The organism is Micromonospora sp. BQ32 (assembly GCF_059358895.1).
Genome location: NZ_JCADBI010000002.1, coordinates 590101 through 610202 on the forward strand (window position 1 = coordinate 590101; position 20102 = coordinate 610202).

18 protein-coding genes are annotated in these 20102 nt (G+C 72.7%); 9 read left to right on the forward strand and 9 right to left on the reverse strand.

Translation table 11 applies throughout. The features are described from left to right. Positions 1-54: 54 nt before the first annotated feature. Both AC5L30_RS06415 and AC5L30_RS06420 read right to left on the reverse strand, forming a co-directional pair. Positions 55-375 (reverse strand): hypothetical protein, encoded by a 321-nt coding sequence (locus tag AC5L30_RS06415; RefSeq protein ID WP_494865963.1) that lies wholly within the window; start codon positions 373-375, stop codon positions 55-57. Positions 376-421: 46 nt separating this feature from the next. After that, positions 422-1150 carry a hypothetical protein gene (locus AC5L30_RS06420; RefSeq protein ID WP_494865964.1) on the reverse strand — a complete coding sequence of 243 codons (729 nt, stop codon included), beginning with the start codon at positions 1148-1150 and terminating at the stop codon, positions 422-424. A 59-nt stretch (positions 1151-1209) separates the two neighbouring features. On the opposite strand from AC5L30_RS06420, the gene AC5L30_RS06425 reads away from it, so the two are divergent. Together AC5L30_RS06425 and AC5L30_RS06430 are read left to right on the forward strand one after the other, a co-directional pair. Next, a complete protein-coding gene (locus AC5L30_RS06425; protein WP_494865965.1) occupies positions 1210-2295 on the forward strand; it encodes a Gfo/Idh/MocA family protein in 1086 nt (361 codons plus the stop codon). A 118-nt stretch (positions 2296-2413) separates the two neighbouring features. Then, positions 2414-3433 carry a hypothetical protein gene (locus AC5L30_RS06430; RefSeq protein ID WP_494865966.1) on the forward strand — a complete coding sequence of 340 codons (1020 nt, stop codon included), beginning with the start codon at positions 2414-2416 and terminating at the stop codon, positions 3431-3433. Between the two features lie 63 nt (positions 3434-3496). Here the strand turns inward: AC5L30_RS06430 and AC5L30_RS06435 are convergent, their stop codons facing one another. Both AC5L30_RS06435 and AC5L30_RS06440 read right to left on the reverse strand, forming a co-directional pair. Then, positions 3497-4267, reverse strand: a complete 771-nt coding sequence (locus AC5L30_RS06435; protein ID WP_494865967.1) for a DUF4352 domain-containing protein — start codon at positions 4265-4267, stop codon at positions 3497-3499. Between the two features lie 203 nt (positions 4268-4470). Further along, the gene (locus AC5L30_RS06440; protein ID WP_494865968.1) at positions 4471-5127 is read right to left on the reverse strand and encodes a 4'-phosphopantetheinyl transferase family protein; all 657 of its coding nucleotides are present in this window, start codon (positions 5125-5127) and stop codon (positions 4471-4473) included. Between the two features lie 198 nt (positions 5128-5325). Here AC5L30_RS06440 and AC5L30_RS06445 point away from each other — a divergent pair, with 198 nt between their 5' ends. Then, positions 5326-5595, forward strand: a complete 270-nt coding sequence (locus AC5L30_RS06445; RefSeq protein ID WP_494865969.1) for a hypothetical protein — start codon at positions 5326-5328, stop codon at positions 5593-5595. 45 nt (positions 5596-5640) lie between these two features. Here AC5L30_RS06445 and AC5L30_RS06450 read toward each other — a convergent pair whose 3' ends face one another. The 3 genes from AC5L30_RS06450 to AC5L30_RS06460 all read right to left on the reverse strand — a co-directional run bounded on the left by AC5L30_RS06450 (position 5641) and on the right by AC5L30_RS06460 (position 9733). Further along, positions 5641-6423, reverse strand: coding sequence for a peptidase (locus AC5L30_RS06450; protein ID WP_494865970.1), 783 nt, complete (start codon positions 6421-6423; stop codon positions 5641-5643). Further along, positions 6423-7706, reverse strand: coding sequence for a VWA domain-containing protein (locus tag AC5L30_RS06455; protein WP_494865971.1), 1284 nt, complete (start codon positions 7704-7706; stop codon positions 6423-6425). Before AC5L30_RS06455 ends, AC5L30_RS06450 begins: the two co-directional genes overlap by 1 nt. Before the next feature lie 365 nt (positions 7707-8071). After that, the gene (locus AC5L30_RS06460; RefSeq protein ID WP_494866090.1) at positions 8072-9733 is read right to left on the reverse strand and encodes a dolichyl-phosphate-mannose--protein mannosyltransferase; all 1662 of its coding nucleotides are present in this window, start codon (positions 9731-9733) and stop codon (positions 8072-8074) included. 140 nt (positions 9734-9873) lie between these two features. Between AC5L30_RS06460 and rsmI the strand changes: the two genes are divergently transcribed. After that, entirely contained in the window at positions 9874-10713 is an 840-nt protein-coding gene (gene rsmI / locus AC5L30_RS06465) for a 16S rRNA (cytidine(1402)-2'-O)-methyltransferase (protein ID WP_494865972.1), read from the forward strand. Positions 10714-10744: 31 nt separating this feature from the next. On the opposite strand, the gene AC5L30_RS06470 is transcribed toward rsmI, so the two are convergent. Further along, positions 10745-11806, reverse strand: coding sequence for a hypothetical protein (locus AC5L30_RS06470; RefSeq protein WP_494865973.1), 1062 nt, complete (start codon positions 11804-11806; stop codon positions 10745-10747). Between the two features lie 149 nt (positions 11807-11955). Here AC5L30_RS06470 and metG point away from each other — a divergent pair, with 149 nt between their 5' ends. After that, on the forward strand, positions 11956-13788 hold the full coding sequence (gene metG / locus AC5L30_RS06475) for a methionine--tRNA ligase (protein WP_494865974.1): 1833 nt from the start codon (positions 11956-11958) through the stop codon (positions 13786-13788). A 43-nt stretch (positions 13789-13831) separates the two neighbouring features. On the opposite strand, the gene AC5L30_RS06480 is transcribed toward metG, so the two are convergent. After that, a complete protein-coding gene (locus AC5L30_RS06480) occupies positions 13832-15079 on the reverse strand; it encodes a hypothetical protein (protein ID WP_494865975.1) in 1248 nt (415 codons plus the stop codon). Positions 15080-15232: 153 nt separating this feature from the next. On the opposite strand from AC5L30_RS06480, the gene AC5L30_RS06485 reads away from it, so the two are divergent. The 4 genes from AC5L30_RS06485 (at position 15233) to AC5L30_RS06500 (ending at position 20011) form a co-directional block, all read left to right on the forward strand. Then, positions 15233-16132 carry a TatD family hydrolase gene (locus tag AC5L30_RS06485; RefSeq protein WP_494865976.1) on the forward strand — a complete coding sequence of 300 codons (900 nt, stop codon included), beginning with the start codon at positions 15233-15235 and terminating at the stop codon, positions 16130-16132. 46 nt (positions 16133-16178) lie between these two features. After that, positions 16179-17048, forward strand: a complete 870-nt coding sequence (gene rsmA / locus AC5L30_RS06490; protein ID WP_494865977.1) for a 16S rRNA (adenine(1518)-N(6)/adenine(1519)-N(6))-dimethyltransferase RsmA — start codon at positions 16179-16181, stop codon at positions 17046-17048. Between the two features lie 86 nt (positions 17049-17134). Continuing rightward, entirely contained in the window at positions 17135-18085 is a 951-nt protein-coding gene (locus AC5L30_RS06495; RefSeq protein ID WP_494865978.1) for a 4-(cytidine 5'-diphospho)-2-C-methyl-D-erythritol kinase, read from the forward strand. 120 nt (positions 18086-18205) lie between these two features. After that, positions 18206-20011: an ABC-F family ATP-binding cassette domain-containing protein gene (locus tag AC5L30_RS06500; protein ID WP_494865979.1), complete on the forward strand. Its 1806-nt coding sequence runs from the start codon at positions 18206-18208 to the stop codon at positions 20009-20011. Positions 20012-20102 lie beyond the last annotated feature (91 nt).

Below are 20102 nucleotides of genomic sequence, written 5' to 3' on the forward strand. Positions count from 1 at the left end.
TTTCCGCGAGTCGGAGACGGCCTTTTTCGATCTCCGGGTGGCGGACCGGACCCGTCACGTGCGCTCCATCGACACGTCGCGCGGCCACCCGCCGAGATGCGCGAACTGGCGAAGGTAGCGCTCGCATCTCTGGGTGAACTCCCCCGGCTCACGTGGTAGTCGAGTCGCCGTGACCATATGGCGCGGGTGGGTGTGGCCTGGCCGCAGCAGCCGGAGCTGGTCGCGGCGTCCCTGCTCGTAGCGTCGGTCGGTGAACACGCTCAGCTCGGGCGTCGTGTCCAGGCCGAGCAGCTCGGCCAGGGTGGCCCGCGCGGCGGTCACCATCTCGGCGAGCGAGATGGGCCGGGCCAGTGTTGCCTCAAGATCGACTGACATCCGAGCCTCCAGTCTTGTCGGGCAGTCCGGTGGTCGGTGCCGGGTCCTAGGAGAAGCGTTCGGTCGTCACGGGTATCAAGCCGTGCTGTCGAAGGACGTTGGTCAGGTCGCTCAGGGTCGCGCCCACCGCCTCGGCCGCATCGGTTTTCAGCAGGACGGTCACGTCGAGACACCAGGCGAGGTGATGGCCGACCCGCCGCAGTTCCCAGGTGATCTGGTCCGCGCCCTTGTCGAGACGACCGCTCGCGGCGGACGCGCTCGTGCCGCCGGCCGGTGTCCGCCAGGCCGTCCGCAGGCTCGTCACCTGCTCGGCGCGGAGATCCTTGGCGAAGAGGACGCGGTACACCCGCCGCTCGTGGAAGCCGGCCGGCGGCTGTGCGGGGCCGAGCCGCAGCGGTGGGGCGCTGGCGATCGGGTGATGGTCGAGAAAGTGCGTACGGAGCACCGACTCGTCCGGCAGTTGCCCGCCGCCGAGCGCGCGGTAGACGTCCTCGGCCTCCCGGTGGGAGGTGGGAACCACCCGCGACAGCAGCTCGGGGTCGGTGCGTATGCCGCAGCTCAGCGCGGCGGAACTCCACCAGCCGGCCTGCGGCGTCCAGCCCGCGCTGTCCAGCCCGGTCGTGGTGAAGTCGTGGTCGCGGGTGAACTCCTCGACGACGATCCCCTCCACAGTGGCGGCCGGGGCGCCGAGTCGAGGTAGGACCAGGTAGTAGTCCAGGGGCGCTCGTACGTCGGTCACCAGCACGGGTACGGCGCCCATCGGGTCGGTGCTCATCGGCACAACCGTAGCGAAGGAGAGCGGTTAGCATCCGGACCTCTACGTGAGGAGCCCAGATGACTTCGGTGGCCCAGACCCGGTTCGGCATCGTCGGCAGTGGCTGGCGAGGTGAGTTCTTCCTTCGCCTGGCCCGGCTGCTCCCCGAGCGGTTCCGGGTGACCGGGGTGGTGACGCGTACCGAATCGCGGGGAGCCGCCGTGACGGCCGACTGGGGCGTGCGGACCTTCCGTACGACGGCGGAGCTGCTTGCCCACGAGCGGCCGGACTTCGTCATCGTGTCGGTGCCGTGGCCGGTGACACCCGAGGCGACCCGGGAGTTGGTCGCGGCCGGCGTACCGGTGCTCGCCGAGACGCCGCCCGCCCCCGACCTGGCGGGTCTGCGCTCGCTCTGGGCCGACGTCGGAGGCAGTGGCCTGGTGCAGGTGGCCGAGCAGTACCTGCTGATGCCCGGGCACGCGGCCCGGCTGGCGCTGGTGCGCGCCGGGGTGCTCGGGGAGCCGACCTCGGTCCAGATCTCCTCGACCCACCTGTACCACGCGGTCTCGCTGATCCGCGGCCTGCTCGGCGTCGGTCACGAGAGCGCCGAGGTCAGCGCGCGTGCCTTCGTCGCGCCGCTGGCCAACCCGCTCTCGCCGGCCGGCTGGAGCGGCGACGACACCCCGCAGCAGCTCTCCACCACCCTCGCGACAATCGACTTCGGCGGGCGGATGGGGTTGTACGACTTCACCGACAACCAGTGGTGGAACCCGCTGCGTACCCGTCGGTTGGTGGTGCGGGGCTCGCGCGGTGAGCTGGTGGACGACCGGGTGATCCGACTGGCCGACCCGACCACGCCGGTGGAGTCATCCCTGATCCGGCGGCAGACCGGTCTCGATCTCAACCTCGAGGGGCTCGACCTGAAGCACATCAGCTTCGACGGCGACCTGGTCTACCGCAATCCGTTCGTCGGCAGTGGGATGTCCGACGACGACATCGCGGTGGCCGACATTGTCGCCCGCACCGGGGCGTGGGCGCGGGAGGAGGGCCCGGCTCCGTATCCCCTCGCCGAAGCCTGCCAGGACCACCTGATCAGCCTCGCCATCGAAGAATCGGTACGCACCGGCCGGCCCGCCATCACCGGCCAGCAGGCGTGGGCGCGGTAGGTCTGGCGGATCCACTTTGTCGCTTGGGCGACAGCGCGCAACCGTGACGGCAGCTCACGTGTGAATCCGGGTATCAACCGAAGCCCGGGAGCGCCCGGGCCCCACACGGGGAGCAAGGATGAATCGAAGCACTCGACGCAGGATGCTCGCAGCCACCGCGACCGGTCTGCTGGCCACCTCTCTCGGCGTCGCTGTCTCCGCCACGGCGACCGCCGCGCCCGGCGGGGCCGCCGTCCGCACCTGCAAGATCAGTACGCTGCCGTTCCCGACCGACACCTATCGCGCTGACGCGAACGCGGTCGACCCGACGGGTCGCTACGTCGCGGGCACCGCGCTGCGGGTCGGTGAAACCGAGAACCAGTACCTGCTGCTGTTCTGGGACGGGCAGCGGGTCACCGAGCTGGAGTCGGAGGGCTCGGCCACCCCCGTCGACATCAACGCCGACGGCGTCGTGATCGGCAACGGATCGGCGGAGACCGGCTACGGGCAGCCGTGGAGGTACCGCGACGGCAAGCTCGAGCAGTTGCCGGTGCTGCCGTCCACCGGCATCTTCGTCAGCGCCATCAACGATGCCGGCGACATCGTCGGCTACGGCTCCGACATCGTCCCCGGGGAACTGGTCGCGCTGCGCTGGCCGGCCGCCCGACCGGGCACGGTCGAGGTGCTCGACGCCCCGGTCGACGCCCAGGCGGGTGGGATCACTGACAACGGGACCATCGTCGGTAGCGCCGGGCCCTTCGGAGACTGGAACAGCTGGGTCCGCCGGCCGAACGGCCGGATCGACGCGCTCACGTTCCCGGGCGCCGAGTGGAGCACGGCCGGCGCGGCGGCGGGCCGCTGGGCGATCGGCCAGGTGTGGCTGGGCGGCGGCACCACGTCGACCAGGGTTCGGTGGGACCTTCGGAACGGCTCGCACACATTGCTCGACCAGGAAATGCCGGCACTGACCGACGTCAACGCCAAGGGCGTCGTGGTGGGCGGTGACCGCGTTGCCAGGGGTTCCACCTCCCGGGTCCTGCCGGGTGGCGGTGAAGGGGTGGTCGTCGGTGCGCGGTCCATCTCCGACTCGGGCACCATCGTCGGGTTCCGCAACGTCCTCGCCGACCGGTTGACTCCGGTGCGCTGGACGGGCTGCTGACCACCGACTCTCCCCGCACGTGGGGCCGGCCCGTACGGGCCGGCCCCACGTCGCGTCAGCGCCTCACGGCTTCCAGGAACCGGCGGTCCGGAACTGGTCCTGGTATTCCAACGCGCCCGAGGTGTCGTGCACGTCGAACACGACACTGCCGGTGCGTCTGGTGCCGGCGGTCAGATCGTCGCTGGCCGGCATCGGTTTGCCGCAGCCGGAGAAGGCTCCACCGATCGCGGTGGTCTTGGTGCCGTCGGCGGCGACCCACTGGAAGTAGAGCGGGTTCGTCGATGCGGTGCCCTTGGTGACGGCCACCGTCACGTCGGCGATCACGTACATGCCCTCGCCGGGCTTCAGTCCGTGGGACTTGCAGGGTTTGGTGGCGCTGCTGAACTTCGTCACGGTGATCTCGACGGTGCCGGCCTCGCCGTTGACGACCAGGGTGTCGCCGGGCGACAGCTCGCGGGTGTCGCCGTTCAACGGCGCTGGCATCGACGGGGTGGCCCGCGCCTCGCTCACCGTGGTCGAGACGCCTTTGGTGCCGATGACGACCGCCACGATGCCACCGGCGCAGGAGAGCAGGGTGAGGACGGCCGCGGTGACCGCGACGACCACGACGGACTTCTTGGCGCGATCCGTCTGCGCCGGTGGTGGTGCGATGGTCGGGTAGCCGGGGCCACCGGCCGCCCGATATCCGCCGCCAGCATCCGGGTGCCCGCCGGCCGCCGGGTACGCAGCCCCCGAGAACGGCGGCTGCGGTGTCGCCGCGAACGAGCGGGTCGGCGGCTGCGGGTTCGGCTGTCGGGGGTCGTGCGGCCTGGCGGAGGGCTGGGGGTGGGTCACCGTACTCCTTGACGCATCGGTACGTGCGGTGCGAGAACTCTTCGACGTTACCGTGGGTGGCGGGGCGCTTAGCCGCCACGCTGGCGGGCGTTTCACCGAACGCGTTGGGAGACCGCACTGGCCAGCATGGACAGTGTTCGGCCAGTCACCGAACGCCAATGTGGATCGGTATCCCATCCATCGCTCTGAGTGACTGAGCGAGGTCAGCGCAGCGGAAGCACGGCGGCGGTGCGGACCAGCCCGTCGGCGATCACGAAGCGGCCGGTGATCGATGCGGGTGGGTCATCGACCCCCGCCGCGTCCACCCGGGCCGGGGCGATCCGGGCGGTGAACGTGCCAGCCTCCGGATCAAGGTCGACTCGGGCGTCGTGGAAGTCCAACCAACCGCGGACCACCGGGTACCACACCTTGTAGACGGTCTCCTTCGCACTGAACAGCACGATCGGCCAGCAGGTGCCGCTGGGTAGCCGCGCGCAGGCGGCCTCCTCCTCGGGCAGCAGCACGAGTCTGCGTACTCCCGGATTGACCTCGCGGTGCTGCTCGGCATCCATCCCGACGGACCGGATGTCGGTGGTGTGCGCCGCGGCGGCGGCGCAGTAGCCGGCGGTGTGGGTGATGCTGCCGACCACCCCGGCCGGCCAGACCGGCGCGCGGTCGGCGGCGGCCGGCACGGCGGTCGCCGGCAGGCCGAGGTCGCGCAACGCCCGGCGGGCGCAAACCCTCCCCGCCGCAAAGTCCCGCCGACGGGTCTGCACGGCTCGTTCGCCGAGACATGCCTGCTCAGCGGGGAGCAACTCGCCCGTCCAGTCCTCGGGCCCGGCGACAGCGACGGCGACCGTCGGTGGCAGTAGGTCACGCATTCCGGTGACCTACTGGTCGGTAGGAATGACGCATCGAGTCAACCGTCAAATTTCCGACTCCCACGACCGCTGAAGGTACCGCAAAGATGTAACACCGGAGGGACGCGCAGCGCTCTCCCTGATGGCTCCGGGGGGACCACCATCAACGCTGGCCGGCACGGCAGCCGCCAGCCCCGTGGACATCTGGAAGGACGTGCGATGACCGATGGTCTGGAACGGCCGGGGGTGCTGGCTGACGAACACGCCCCGAAGACCCCCTGCTGGAGCTGCGGCTCCTGCGGTGACGAGTGGCCGTGCGCGACGAAGCGCACCCGGCTGCTGGCGGAGTACGGAGGTGATCGCGCCATGCTCAGCGTCTATCTGGGCTCCTGCCTCGCCGCCGCCACCGAAGATCTGCGCGCCGCCCCGGTGATGTCGCTCCAGGACCGGTTCATCGGCTGGTTGCCGCGCGGCTCCCGGCGTAGCTGAGCCTCTGGTGGCCCCGCCGCCGGGTGGGGCCACCAGAGGGGCGTTTCAGCGACGTCGGGGCCGCCGGGTCACCGCGAAACCGAACACGCCGGCCACCCCGGCGAGCACGCCGCCGATGCCGGTCCAGACCCAGCGCGAGCCGAGATCCGGCAACCAGCCCGCCAGCGAGTCGCCCTCGTCGTCGGCCTCCGCGTCCACCGGGGGTACGGCGTTGAGCACCGTGCCGGCCTTGGTGTTCGGCACCAGCGGGGCGGCCAGCTCGCCGTCGTCGGCCGAGGCGCCCCGGTCGGCGATGGTGCCGACCAGCAGGTCGACGTCGATCGGCGCACCCAGATCCGGCTCCGGCAGGTCGATCACGGAGAGCCGGATGACGTACGTACCGGGCAGCGGGTCGGCCGACCAGGGCTCCGCCCACGGCCGCACCTCGCGCAGCGTGCAGCCCAGCACCACGTTCGACGCCTTCGCGTCCACGGTCGGGGTCTGCGCTCCCGCTGTGCACGCCTGGCGTCGGCGTAGCCCGTCGAAGACGTCCACCGTCCAGGTGGAGGCGCCGCTGCGTCCCTTCGGGAAGGTGACGGTGGCGTTGATCTCGTGCACCTGGCCGGCCGTCGCCGGGAACGACCAGTAGAGGTGGTCGCCGATCGAGGCGTCCACCCGTACCGGTTGCCCGGCGGTGATCGGGGTGGCGGTGAGGAACGACGTACCGGCACGGTTCACCGGCGTGGCGCCCGGGGAGGGGGTCGGTGCGGCGACGGCCGCAGCGGGCAGCAGGGCGGCCCCGCCGGCGGCGAGCAGCGCCGCCATTGACCGGAACAGCGCGGTACGCATCAGTTCTCCCTCCAGGTGGCGACCCACCAGCGGGTGAGCAGGCCGGCGAGCAGACCGGTGATCAGCCCGACGATGGTGAGCAGGGCGAGCAGCGCCCAGCCCCGGCCGAGGTCCGGTCCGTCCGGTGCGGGTGCGGCGGCGACCACGTCGATGGTCAACTCCACCGGCATGCCCGGGGTCGCCGCGGTGCCGGGACGCGGGGCGAACGAGTTGCTGACCACGAGGCAGACGGTGGTGGGTTCGATGACCGGCGCGGAGCTCTCCTCGGTCTCGGCGGCATCCTCATCGTCGGCGGCGGCCGACCAGCGCAGCCCGGCGGAGAGCACGTCGGCCCGTCCACTGCCGGCGTCCGCGCCCCGGACGAGTTCCCGGCCGTCGGCGGCGGTGGCCCGCAGCAGCACCCCGTAGTCCCGGTTGACGGCTCGGTCCAACGCCATGCTCACCGAAGCCCGCAGCTCCTGCCCGGGACGGATCGGCACCCGGTAGTAGCGATGCTCGGAGAACGCCTCCCGGTCGGCGTAGACGCCGGGGGCGAGCAGCGGCGCCGAGTCGCAGGCGTTCGCGCCGCCGACCACGGTCGGTGCCCGGGTGTGCGTGTCGCCGGCCCGCTCGACGAGCTGTTTGATCCGGTCGGTCAGCTCCTCGGCGCTCTGCGCGGCGGTGTAGGTTCCGCCGGTCGCGCCGGCGATGCAGAGCAACTGCCGGCGGACCTTCTCGTCGGGGGCCAGGCCGAGGGTGTCGATGACCAGGCTGGTGCCCTGGGCGGCGAGTTCCCGGGCCACCTCGCACGGGTCCGGCGGGGCGCAGGTGTCCTCGCCGTCGGTGATCAGCACGATCCGCCGGGTGGTGGCCCCGGTGCCCAGGTCCTGCGCGGCGGTGCGCAGCGCCAGCCCGACCGGAGTGAACCCGGTCGGCCGAAGTGTCGCCACCGCCGCCTTCGCGGCGGACCGGTCCACCGGGCCGACCGGCACGATCTGCTGGGTGTCCTGGCAGCCGACCTTCTTGTCCTTGCCGCGGTAGGTGGCGCCGAGCACCCGGATGCCGAGCTGTGTCTCCTCGGGTAGCGCGTCCACCACCTCGTTGAAGGCCTGCTGGGCTACCGAGATCCGGGAGCGTCCGTCGATGTCGGCGGCGCGCATCGACCCGCTGACGTCGAGCACCAGCTCGACCCGGGGCGGTTCGGGTGCCGGCTCCTCGTCGGCCCGCGCCGGGGCGGGCCCGGCCAGCGCGGTGGTCGCCAGCAGTCCGAGAAGGACCGCCGTCGATCGTCTGAAGTTGATCACGATCCGCAGTGTAGTGAGATCCACTTTGGATGATCGTTTGGGTGGAGGGGCGCGGAACTGGCGACTCCGGCCGGCTCAGGGATCACCTCTGACCGGCCGCGCCCGCGCTCAGGGTCCACGCCGGGTCACCCTCGGTCAACTGTGCGAGGGAAGGTGTGGGTCCGGCCAGCATCCGTCGGAAATCTGACCCAAGTCGACCCGTTGTGCCGGTGGTGCGCGGTGGTTAAGCTCTTCTTGCGCGCCCCAATCGCCCGCTTCCCCCGTGGCAGGCGATCGGGGCGCGCGTCTTTGTCAAGAAGGGCCCGCACGCTTCGGCGTGCGGGCCCTTCTTCCGTCGCGCTGTGCGGCGCGTCGCCTGTCGATGCTTATATCCACCGACCGTCGAGCCACATCCGGGACAGCCAGTCCGAGTACGGAATCACCCGGCCGACGAAGATCGGATAGAAGTACGCGAAGCAGAGCGCCACCAACAGCACGTACGCCCCCGCCGCGATGCTGCCCACCAGTCGGCGCTCATAACTCGGATCGCCGGGCACCAGCGGCGCCACCGCACCCACGTCACCCCCGGCGGGCGCGATCAGCGCGCCCAGCACGTACACCACGGCCAGCACCAGGAACGGCACCGCCGGCGCGGCGTAGAACGAGAACATTGTCCGGCCGTCGAGGGCGAACCAGAACCACGGCAGCAGCCCGGCGGCCACGGTGAGCAGGATCGCGCCGGCCCGCCAGTCCCGACGGGCCACACCCAGCCAGACCAGCGCCACCAGGGCGGGCAGGAACGACCACCAGAGCAGCGGAGTGCCGAGCAGCAGGATCTCGGAGGAGCAGGTCGCCTCGCCGCAGACGCCGGTGTTGGCGTAGTGGAAGGCCACCGGCCGGCCCAACAGCAACCACTGCCAGGGCCACGACTGGTACTTGTGCGCGTCGTCGAGCTGGGCGTGGAAGCCGTACGCCGCGCGGTGGTACTCGAACAGATTGATCAGCGGGCCGATCACCGGGCGGTCGCTGAGCGGGGCGCTCGGGTAGGACGACGCGAGCCGGTAGTAACCGTCGTCGGTGAGCAGCCAGCCCGACCAGGTGGCGAGGTAGGTGCCGACCATGACCACGCCGGCGAGCACCAGCCAGGGCAGCTCGTCGACAAGCGTGTCCCGCCAGGGCCGGCGGACCCCCGCCGAGCGGCGGACGCCGACCTCCCAGAAGAGCACCAGCAGGGCGAAGGCCGGCACGAAGTACAGGGCGCTCCACTTCACCGCGCAGGCGCAGCCGATCAGCACCCCGGCGGCCAGCCGCCACCACGGCCAGGTGCGCCAACCGGTCGGCGGCCGGCCGGCCCGGCCCGGCTGGCTCGGATCGAGCCCGTCGTCCAGAGCCCGTGCCCAGCGCCGGCGGCGGGCGTCCCGATCGAGCACCAGCGCGCCGAACGCGGCCAGCACGAAGAAGAGCAGGAAGATGTCGAGCAGCGCCGCGCGGGACAGCACCAGGTGGAAGCCGTCCAGGGCGAGCAGCAGGCCGGCCGCGCAGCCGAGCACCGTCGAGCGGAACATCCGCCGACCGATGCGGACCAGCAGCAGCACCGACAGCGTGCCGATCACGGCCGCCGAGAATCGCCAGCCGAACTCCGGCGCGGTGGTCATCAGGTGCCCGGGGACGGAGACCTTGGAATCGGCGTCCTGGTAGCCGAAGGCCCACTCGCCGACGCCAATCAACCACTTGCCCAGCGGTGGGTGCACCACGTACGACGGGACGTTGTCCTTGTAGTTCCACTCCACGCCACGCGAGATCAGCCCGTAGGCGTCCTTGGCGTAGTACGTCTCGTCGAAGATCTTGCCCTTCGGGCTGGACAGCCCGACGAAGCGCACGATCGCCGCGATGGCCACCACCACTGCCGTGGCCAGCCAGGAGAACCGGTCCACCTGGGTGTCGACGGTGGCGAACCGTCGCCGGACCACCGCGGCCACCCCGCCGCCCTCGGCGCTCGGTGTCGTCGGCTCCTGGGTGGCACTGGGCTCGCCCGTCACCTGGATCATCTTGTCCGGATCGGCGCTCGGGCTCTGCGCTGTCGACGCACTCGTCACCCGGCGATCGTAGGCTGCCAAGGTGTCTCGCGGCGTCCGTCGTCCCTGATACCGGTATTCCCAGCAATGAAGGAGACGAATTCGTGGGTGAAATGTCCGAAGTTGGGCGCCTGATTCTGCTCGGTGCTCCGCTCGGCAACCCCGCCGACGCCTCGGCCCGGCTTCGGGAGGTGCTGATCAGCGCCGACGTGGTCGCTGCCGAGGACACCCGCCGGCTCACCCGGCTGGCCCGCGATCTCGACCTCACCGTCGGCGGTCGAATCGTCTCCTACTTCGAAGGCAACGAGGAGCGGCGCACCCCCGAGCTGGTCGAGGCCATCCTCGGCGGGTACGTGGTGGCGCTGGTCACCGACGGCGGGATGCCGAGCGTCTCCGACCCCGGCTACCGGCTGGTCCGTGCCACGTTGGACGTCGGGGCGCCGGTCACCGTCGCCCCCGGGCCCAGCGCGGTCACCACCGCGCTGGCCGTCTCCGGGTTGCCCTGCGACCGGTTCTGCTTCGAGGGCTTCCTGCCCCGCACCCCCGGCGGCCGCCGATCCCGGCTGCGCGCGCTCGCCGCCGAGGAGCGCACCCTGGTCTTCTTCGAGGCGCCGCACCGGATCGCGGCGACGCTCACCGACCTGGCCGACACGTTCGGGGCGGACCGGCCGGCCGCGCTCTGCCGCGAACTCACCAAGACCTACGAGGAAGTGCTCCGCCGACCCCTCGGCGAGCTGGCCCGATGGGCCACCGAGGGAGACCCGCGCGGAGAGATCACCCTGGTGGTGGCCGGAGCTCCGGTGACCGCCGCCGAACGCCCCGACGACGACACCCTGCGCGCCGCCGTCGCCGAGCGGGAGGCCGCCGGTCGGTCCCGCCGGGACGCCATCACCGACGTCGCCACCGAGTACGCGCTGCGCCGCCGCGACGTCTACACGATCGTGCACAGCTGACCGAGGTGGTCGGGCCCGCCTGACGGCCGAGTCACCACGCGGCGGCCAGGAAGCCGACGGTGATCATCGTGGGGCCGGCGATGGCGGCGGCCATCGCCCAGCGGCGGTGTCGGCGGCCGGGCAGCCGGGCCGACCCGGTCCACCGGACGATGCCGGCGGTGCAGCCCAGCACCACCAGCAGACCGGGCAGCCACCGCAGGTGCCGGCCCACGCCGACGTCCGCGTACGCGGTGCCGCTGTCCGGGCCGGTCATCCGCGCCGGCAGCCGGGTGCCGGCCGCGCTCCCCTCGACGGGCACGCCGCTGACCCGGACGCCGTGGGCGATGAACCGCCCGTCCTCCGCCGTGAAGATTCCCCGGCACCGCTGGGTGAGCCCGTCGCCGGAGCAGCCGTCGATCACCACCGTGCCCGTCCGGGCGTGCCCCACGGCGAGCCAGAACGGGCCGGCGCTGACCCAGGCGAAGAAGGCCGCGACCAGGCTCAGCAGCACCAGCGCGGCGAGCCCGGGCAGCGGATCCGGCGGTGGGGGCGGGCGGCTGGGTGCCCGGCGTCGCGCCAGCCGGAAGCCGCGAAACCGCTCCGGTGCCGGGTCCTTGCGGACCGGGGTGCCATCCCAGTGCACCTGCTCGATCGGTGCCCAGAAGGCACCACCGTCGGCGTCCGTCGGGCCGCCGTCGGGCTGCTGGCCCCGTTGCCGGCGGCCCTGCTGCCGGACCGGCACCCGACGCGGCACCGCGTCCACCGGCGCGCCGGTGGTCGGCTCCACCTCGACGGGCTCCGCGCTGGCCGGCGCCGCGCCGGCCGGCGGGCCCGCCGAGCCGGGCCGGGCCGGGCTGGGTACGGGTGCCGCCGGGGTCGGACGGGTCGGCGTGGGCGAGGGCGCCGCCGGCGTGGGGCGGGCCGGGGTGGCGGACCTCCCCGCCGGGGTGGGCCGCTGCGCACCCGGGTCGGCGCTGGGCACCGGCCGGGGCTGCGGCGCGACCCCGGCGGCCCGGAGCGCGGCGTGCTCGGGCCCCGGGTCGTCGCCGACCGCCGGCCCGGTGGGACGGTCCTCGTGGTCCCGTGCCGCTCCTCTGCCCGTCACGACGTTCATTGCACACCGCCGCAGGAGGCGAAACGGGCAGCTGAGCCGCGTGTCGACGACAAATCGGACCAACGGGCGAGGTGGTCGGCCCGGTCCGCCGGTCGGGCACCCCCCATTGGTTCGCGGACGCCCCGGACGGGTCACTAGGCTTGCTGCTCATGAGTCACGTTCTCGCGGCAGTGGCCTGGCCGTACGCCAACGGCCCCCGCCACATCGGCCACGTCTCCGGTTTCGGCGTTCCCTCCGACGTCTTCGCCCGGTACATGCGGATGGCCGGCCACGACGTGCTCATGGTCTCCGGCACCGACGAGCACGGCACCCCGATCCAGGTGCAGGCCGACGCCGACGGGGTGACCCCGCGCGAGCTGGCCGACCGGTACAACAGGGTGATCGTCGAGGACCTGCACGGCCTCGGTCTCTCCTACGACCTGTTCACCCGCACCACCACCCGCAACCACTACGCGGTGGTGCAGGAGCTGTTCGAGGGGATGTACCGCAACGGCTACATCGTGCCGAAGACCACCATGGGCGCGATCTCCCCGTCCACCGGCCGTACCCTGCCCGACCGCTACATCGAGGGCACCTGCCCGATCTGCGGGTACGACAGCGCCCGCGGTGACCAGTGCGACAACTGCGGAAACCAGCTCGACCCGATCGATCTGATCGACCCGAAGTCGCGGATCAACGGGGAGACTCCGAAGTTCGTCGAGACCGAGCACTTCTTCCTGGACCTGCCGGCCCTGGCCGAGGTGCTGCGGCAGTGGCTGGACACCCGCGAGGGGTGGCGGCCCAACGTGCTGCGGTTCTCCCGCAACCTGCTCGACGACCTCCAGCCCCGGGCGATCACCCGGGACCTGGAGTGGGGCGTACCGATCCCGCTCGACGGCTGGCGCGACCGGCCGGACAAGCGGATCTACGTGTGGTTCGACGCCGTGATCGGCTACCTGTCCGCCTCGATCGAATGGGCCCGCCGCTCCGGCGACCCGGACGCGTGGCGAAAGTATTGGAACTCCAAGGACGGCGCGGGCAGCGTCCCATCGGCCGACGGAGTCGGCGGCGACGCCCAGTCCTACTACTTCATGGGCAAGGACAACATCGTCTTCCACTCGGTGATCTGGCCGGCGCTGCTCTCCGGCTACTCCGGCGAGGGCTCCCGGGACGGGGAGCCGGGCGAGCTGGGCCGGCTCAACCTGCCCACCGAGGTGGTCTCGAGCGAGTACCTGACCATGGAGGGGCGCAAGTTCTCGTCGTCCCGCAAGGTGGTCATCTACGTTCGTGACTTCCTGGAGCGCTACGACGCCGACGCGCTGCGCTACTTCATCGCCGCCGCCGGCCCGGAGAGCAACGACACCGACTTCACCTGGGCCGAGTTCCTGCGCCGCAACAACGACGAGTTGGTCGCCGGCTGGGGCAACCTGGTCAACCGGTGTGTCTCGATGGCCGCGAAGAACTTCGGGGCGATCCCGCCGGTCGACCCGGCCGGGCTCACCGAGGCCGACGAGGCGCTGCTCGCTGTCGCCCGGGTCGGCTTCACCACGGTCGGCGACCTGATCGGCCGGCACCGGCAGAAGCAGGCGATCGGTGAGGCCATGAAGGTGGTCGCCGAGGCCAACCGGTACCTCTCCGAGCAGGCGCCCTGGAAGCTCAAGGACGAGGCGGACAAGCCCCGCATGGGCACCATCCTGCACGTCGCCCTTCAGGTGATCAGCGACGCCAACACGCTGCTCACCCCGTTCCTGCCGCACTCCGCGCAGCAGGTGCACGAGCTGCTCGGAGGCACCGGCGTGCACGCGCCGATGCCGGTGATCGAGCAGGTCGACGACCTGGACGGCGGCCCGGCGTACCCGGTGCTCACCGGGGACTACACCGTCGGCGCGCGCTGGGAGTCGGTGTCGATCGAGGCGGGCCGCCCGCTCGCCGCGCCGAAGCCGGTGTTCCGCAAGCTCGACCCGTCGATCGTCGACGAGGAGTTGGCCCGGCTCGCCGACTGAACGCGCGACGCGCGGCGGCGGGACGCCCCGCCGCCGCGCGCCGTCACATCGCGTACCGGGTGTCCATCACCTGGTCGTCGGTCACCTCGGCGGCCGGCGCCCAGACCTCGTAGACGCCTCGTTCCTGGCACTGCGCGCCGGTGCTCGCCACGCTGTCCGGGTTCGGATAGCGCAGCCGCATCCGCAGCCAGCCGGCCTCCTCCCGCAGCACCAGGCACGGCACCCCCCGCCACTGGGCGAACCGGACCCGGCGGGCCACCGCCTCCACCGGGTAACGGGCCGCCCGGGTCATCGCCAGCACCCGGAACCCGCCGGGCAGGTCGGCGACCGCCTCGTACTCGTTCTCGCCGTACATGCCGACCAGTTGGGTGGAGCGGGGCGCGTCGGCGTTCGGCACGTACTCCTGGTCCGGGGAGAGGCCCGGCACCGCGGCCAGCAGGTGCCGCCACTGCGGGCCCACCATCCGCAGCCACCCGCGCTGCTCGGCCTGGTAGGTGTACAGCACCACCTCCACCCCCTCCGCCGGGTAGGCGACCAGGGCGGCGTTCGCCGGCATCGGCAGGTCGGCGAAGTCCCGGGTGATGAACTCCGGGATCAGCTGACCGTTGCTGGGGACGAAGCCGGTGCCCAGCACCGGGGCGCCGAGCCGGTCCCGGGAGGCCAGCGCGGTCAGGCCGCGGTGCGCCGGGCCCGCCGGCACGTCGTAGTCGCCCGGGTCGGACGCGCGCCAGCGCAGCGCGTACGCCACGTCCGGGCCGTCCCGGCCAGCGTCACCATCGGTACGCAGCACCGTCGTCGTCGCCGGCGTACGCAAGTGCGCCACATCGTGCTCCCGGTAGCAGAAGCCGTGCGGCAGCCAACCCCGTACGTAGCCGGCGACCTGCTGGGTCGAGAGCACCTTCATCATCCGGGTGCCCCGCCGGACCACCGCCGACGCGCGTGCCATCGCCAGCATCGGGTCACCCGCCGCCGCCGGCTGCTGGCTGAGCTGGTGCAGGTACGCCCAACCCCGCTCGCGATGGGCGGGCATCAGCAGCGGCGTCTCCGGCTCGTCGGCCGGCTCCGTCGCCCCGTACACCGCGGTCACCTCGGTGACGTGCACGAACCGGCGCCACGGCAGGGCGCTACCCGGGCGGGGCGCCCACTCGAAGCCGGCCACCTCGTCGGCGCTGAACAACTCGTACGCGGCGCCTCGGGCGATCTCCTCGGCCGGGTACACGCCGCCACCGAACGCCACGTGCAGTCCGGTCCGTTCGCCGGCGCTACCGCCGGCCTGGGGGGTGACGCTCATGCCGTCACCTTCCGCTCTTCGGTGAGATGGGTGCCGTCACGCTGTCACCGCCGCCTCGTGGTGCATGAGTCCACTCACGCGGCGACCGTAGAGTCGCACGGCGTAGCCGGGGTGAACGTCGGGTGGCGGGCAGATGGACAGACCTGGTGTGTGATGCTGTCGCTGATGAGCGAGCCCACTGAATCCCGCCGCGAGCGTGCCGCCCGGCGGGCCGGAGAGTTTCCGCCCGCCCCCGAGTCGTTGCCCCGGGCGGTGCTGGACAGCCACACCCACCTGGACATCACGGTCAGCGAGGCCGGCGTGCCCGGCGGCGGGCCGGCCGACGACCCGGTCGCGGTGGCCATCGCGCTGGCCGCGAAGGTCGGCGTGGACCGACTGGTCCAGGTGGGGGTGGACGTCGCCTCCTCCCGGTGGGGCGCGGACACCGCCGACCGGTACCCCGCCGTGCTGGCCACCGTGGCGCTGCACCCCAACGAGGCGCCCCGGCTGGGCGACCTCGACGAGGCGTTGCGGGAGATCGAGTCACTCGCCGCCCGCGACCGGGTCCGGGGGATCGGCGAGACCGGAATGGACTTCTTCCGGACCGGCGACGAGGGCCGTGCCGCGCAGGAGGCGAGTTTCCGGGCGCACATCGCCATCGCCAAGCGGTACGGCAAGACGCTGGTCATCCACGACCGCGACGCGCACGCCGACGTGCTGCGGATCCTCGACGACGAGGGCGCTCCCGACCGGGTGGTGCTGCACTGCTTCTCCGGTGACGCCGACTTCGCCCGCGAGTGCGTCCGCCGCGGCTACCTGCTGAGCTTCGCCGGCACCGTCACCTTCGGCAGCGCGACGGCGCTGCGCGAGGCCGCCGCGCTCACCCCCGTGGACCAGATGCTGGTGGAGACCGACGCCCCGTACCTCACCCCGATGCCGTACCGCGGCCGGCCGAACGCGTCGTACCTGATCCCGCTCACCGTCCGCGCGCTCGCCGCGACCACCGGCAGTGACCTGGACGAGCTGTGTGCGGCCATCTCCGCCACCGGCGACCGGGCCTTCGGCCCGTGGTGAGCCCGGCCCGACGGTCGGCACCGACCCCGTCGCTACGCTGCCAGCCATGACCGGTCTCCTCGGCCCGGCGGAGATCCGGGAACTCGCCGCCCGGTTGGGCGTCGCGCCCACCAAGAAGCTGGGCCAGAACTTCGTGCACGACCCGAACACCGTGCGCCGGATCGTCACCGCGGCCGGCCTCACCCCCGACGACGTGGCTCTGGAGGTGGGGCCCGGGCTCGGCTCGCTGACCCTGGGGCTGCTGCCGGTCGCCGGTCACCTGCACGCCGTCGAGATCGACCCGGTGCTGGCCGGGGCGCTGCCGGAGACCGTCGCGCGGCACGCCGGGGCCGATGCCGCCCGGCTCACCGTGCACCGCGCGGACGCGCTGCGTATCGCCGCCGCCGAGCTGGCCGACCCGCCACCGACGGCGCTGGTGGCGAATCTGCCCTACAACGTCGCGGTGCCCGTGGTGCTGCACCTGCTCGCCGTGCTGCCCACCCTGCGACACGGCCTGGTGATGGTGCAGAAGGAGGTCGCCGACCGGCTGGTCGCCGGTCCCGGCTCCAAGGTGTACGGCATCCCGTCGGTCAAACTCGCCTGGTACGCCCACGCCCGCGGCGCCGGCAAGGTGCCGCCGAACGTGTTCTGGCCGGTGCCCAACGTCGACTCCGGCCTGGTCGCCTTCACCTGCCACGAGCCGCCCCGCGCCGACGTACCCCGGGAGCGGGTTTTCGCCGTGGTGGACGCGGCGTTCGCGCAGCGCCGCAAGACGCTGCGCGCCGCGTTGGCCGGTTGGGCCGGTGGCGCGGACCGGGCCGCCGCGGCGCTCACCGCCGCCGGCGTCGACCCCGGCGCCCGTGGGGAGTCACTGACCGTCGAGCAGTTCGCCGCCATCGCCGCGTCGGCTCCGGTCGGTACGCCGGCCGGGAAGTAGGCTGACGCCGTGCCCGCCGAGGACGCCGAGGAGCTGATCGTGGCCAAGCCGTTCGACATCCGCCTGCACCTGCGGGACACCACCCCGTGACCGAGGCCTGGCGACCGGACGACGAGGACGAGCGACGTGGGGTCGTCGGCCCGGTGCGGGTGCGGGTGCCCGCGAAGGTCAACCTGCACCTCGGGGTGGGCCCGCTGCGCCGGGACGGCTACCACGAGCTGAACACGATCTACCACGCCATCTCGATCTACGACGAGCTGACGGCCCGCCGGGGCGACACCCTCGCCCTGACCATGGAGGGTGAGGGCACCGGCGAGCTGGCCCTGGACGACAGCAACCTGGTGATCCGCGCCGCGCACGCCCTCGCCGGGTACGCGGGGGTGCTGCCGCACGCCCGACTGCACCTGCGCAAGCAGATCCCGCTCGCCGGTGGGCTGGCCGGTGGCAGCGCCGACGCGGCTGCCGCGCTGGTGGCCTGCGACGCGCTCTGGGGCACCGGGCTGTCCCGCGACGAGCTGGCCGGCATCGCCGCCGACCTCGGCTCCGACGTGCCGTTCCTGATCTACGGTGGCACCGCGCTGGGCACCGGCCGGGGTGAGGCGATCAGCCCCGTGCTGGCCCGCCCCACCTCCTGGCACTGGGTGGTGGCGATCGCCGACGTCGGCCTGTCCACCCCGGCCGCGTACCGGGAGCTGGATCGGCTCCGCGACTCCGGTGCCGCTGGCGCCCCGCTGGGCAGCACCGACGCCCTGCTGGGCGCGCTGCGCCAGCGCGACCCCCGAGTGCTCGCCCGTACGCTCGGCAATGACCTCCAGGACGCCGCGCTGGCCATGCGCCCGGCGCTTGCCGACACTCTCAAGGCCGGCGAGGCGGCCGGCGCGCTCGCCGGCATCGTCTCCGGCTCCGGCCCGACCTGCGTGTTTCTCGCGGCCGACGCGACCGACGCGGAGCGGATCGCCGCCGAGCTGACCGCCGCGGGCGTCTGCCGGCAGGCGCGGGTCGCGCACGGTCCGGTCGCCGGCGCCCGGGTCGGCTGACGAGGCGTCCCGCCGGGGTCGCTGGCACGCGGCGCGGGCGTTCGGGGCGTCCGCGTACCCTTGGGACAGGCGTCCAGGTGCCCGCCGGCATCGGGACGCCTTGATCATGAAGGGTGGAACGTGGCGAACATCGTCAATCTGGACCGGGTGTCCAAGGGGTACGGCGCCGCCGGGCGGCTGCTCACGGACGTCTCGCTCGGCCTGGACGACGCCGACCGGATCGGCGTGGTCGGCCTCAACGGTGCCGGCAAGTCCACCCTGCTGCGGCTGCTCACCAAGCAGGAGGACCCCGACGACGGTCGGGTGACCCACCGCCGTGACCTGCGTGTGCTCTGGCTGCCGCAGCAGCTCACCCTCGCCCCCGAGGCCACCGTCCGGGACGTGGTGCTCGGCACCGCCTGGCTCGCCGAGGGCATGGGGGCCGAGCACGAGTGGGCCGGCGACTCCGGGGTGCGGGCCATCCTCGACGGCCTCGGCATGCCGCACCTCGGCCTCGACCAGCCGGTCGGCCCGATGTCCGGTGGCGAACGCCGCCGGGTGGCGCTCGCCGCGCTGCTCGTCCGCGACTCCGACCTGCTCATCCTCGACGAGCCCACCAACCACCTGGACGTCGGCGGTGTCGACTGGCTGGCCCGGCACCTGGTCGGGCGCAAGGGCGCCCTGGTCGTGGTCACCCACGACCGGTGGTTCCTGGACGCGGTCTGCACCACCACCTGGGAGGTCGCCGACCAGACCGTTCGCGCCTACGAGGGTGGCTTCGCCGCGTGGACCCTCGCCCGCGCCGAGCGCGAGCGGGTCGCCGCCGCCACCGAGGCCCGCCGGCAGAACCTGCTCCGCAAGGAGATCGCCTGGCTGCGCCGTGGCCCGCCCGCCCGGACCTCCAAGCCCCAGTTCCGCATCGACGCCGCGAACGCGTTGATCGCCGACGTGCCGCCGGCGCGCGACACGATGTCGTTGCAGCGGATGGCCACCTCCCGGCTGGGCAAGCAGGTGTACGACCTGGAGAACGTCGAGCTGCACGCCGGCCCGAAGGAGATCCTGCGCGACGTCACCTGGCTGGTCGGCCCCGGCGACCGGATCGCCATCCTCGGCGCCAACGGCGCCGGCAAGACCACGCTGCTGCGGATGCTCGCCGGCATCACCCGCCCCGATGGTGGCCGCCTCGGCACCGGCTCCACCGTGCGGCCCGCGTTCCTCTCCCAGGAGCTCACCGAGCTGCCCGGGCACCTGCGGGTGCTGGAAGCGGTGGAGGAGGTCGCCCGCCGGGTGCAGCTCGGGGACCGGGAGGTCTCCGCCGCGCAACTCGCCGAGGTGTTCGGCTTCGACGACCGCCGCCTCTGGACCCCGGTCAGTGACCTCTCCGGTGGGGAGCGCCGCCGGTTGCAGATGCTGCGGCTGCTGGCCGGCGAGCCCAACGTGCTGCTCTTCGACGAGCCCACCAACGACCTGGACACGGACACCCTCGCCTCGCTGGAGGACCTGCTCGACTCGTGGCCCGGCACGATCATCGTGGCCAGTCACGACCGGTACCTGATCGAGCGGGTCACCGACACGGCGTACGGGATGTTCGGCGACGGCCGGCTGGTGCACCTGCCGGGCGGTGTGGACGAATACCTCGCGCGGACCGCCGAGCGGGCCGGCTCTCCCCGGGCGGGCGTCACCTCGACCTCCGCGCCCGCCGCCCCCTCCGGAGGCGGCATGTCCGCCGCCGAGGTCCGCCAGGCCCGCAAGGAGCTGACCCGGCTGGAGCGGCAACTCGGCAAGCTCGACCAGCGCGAGACCACGCTGCTCGATCAGCTCGCGGCGGACGCCACCGACTACGCCCGGGTCGCCGAGTTGGACACCCAGCTCAAGGATCTGCGCGCCGAACGGGAGCGGATCGAGGAGAGCTGGATGACTCTCGCCGAGGACCTGCCCGAGAGCTGACCGGCCGGGCGCGCCGGCCCAGGCCCCGTGTGCGGCGTCACACCACCACATGCGAGACAATCGTCGGCGACACCTACCCCACGGCGTTGGA

Bases quoted from the DNA above. Each gene is read 5' to 3' on its own strand.
- AC5L30_RS06415 (WP_494865963.1), bottom strand. From the start codon at position 375: ATGTCAGTCGATCTTGAGGCAACACTGGCCCGGCCCATCTCGCTCGCC.
- AC5L30_RS06420 (WP_494865964.1), bottom strand. From the start codon at position 1,150: ATGAGCACCGACCCGATGGGCGCCGTACCCGTGCTGGTGACCGACGTA.
- AC5L30_RS06425 (WP_494865965.1), top strand. From the start codon at position 1,210: ATGACTTCGGTGGCCCAGACCCGGTTCGGCATCGTCGGCAGTGGCTGG.
- AC5L30_RS06430 (WP_494865966.1), top strand. From the start codon at position 2,414: ATGAATCGAAGCACTCGACGCAGGATGCTCGCAGCCACCGCGACCGGT.
- AC5L30_RS06440 (WP_494865968.1), bottom strand. From the start codon at position 5,127: ATGCGTGACCTACTGCCACCGACGGTCGCCGTCGCTGTCGCCGGGCCC.
- AC5L30_RS06445 (WP_494865969.1), top strand. From the start codon at position 5,326: ATGACCGATGGTCTGGAACGGCCGGGGGTGCTGGCTGACGAACACGCC.
- AC5L30_RS06450 (WP_494865970.1), bottom strand. From the start codon at position 6,423: ATGCGTACCGCGCTGTTCCGGTCAATGGCGGCGCTGCTCGCCGCCGGC.
- AC5L30_RS06460 (WP_494866090.1), bottom strand. From the start codon at position 9,733: ATGATCCAGGTGACGGGCGAGCCCAGTGCCACCCAGGAGCCGACGACA.
- rsmI (WP_494865972.1), top strand. From the start codon at position 9,874: ATGTCCGAAGTTGGGCGCCTGATTCTGCTCGGTGCTCCGCTCGGCAAC.
- AC5L30_RS06470 (WP_494865973.1), bottom strand. From the start codon at position 11,806: ATGAACGTCGTGACGGGCAGAGGAGCGGCACGGGACCACGAGGACCGT.
- metG (WP_494865974.1), top strand. From the start codon at position 11,956: ATGAGTCACGTTCTCGCGGCAGTGGCCTGGCCGTACGCCAACGGCCCC.
- AC5L30_RS06480 (WP_494865975.1), bottom strand. From the start codon at position 15,079: ATGAGCGTCACCCCCCAGGCCGGCGGTAGCGCCGGCGAACGGACCGGA.
- AC5L30_RS06485 (WP_494865976.1), top strand. From the start codon at position 15,233: ATGCTGTCGCTGATGAGCGAGCCCACTGAATCCCGCCGCGAGCGTGCC.
- rsmA (WP_494865977.1), top strand. From the start codon at position 16,179: ATGACCGGTCTCCTCGGCCCGGCGGAGATCCGGGAACTCGCCGCCCGG.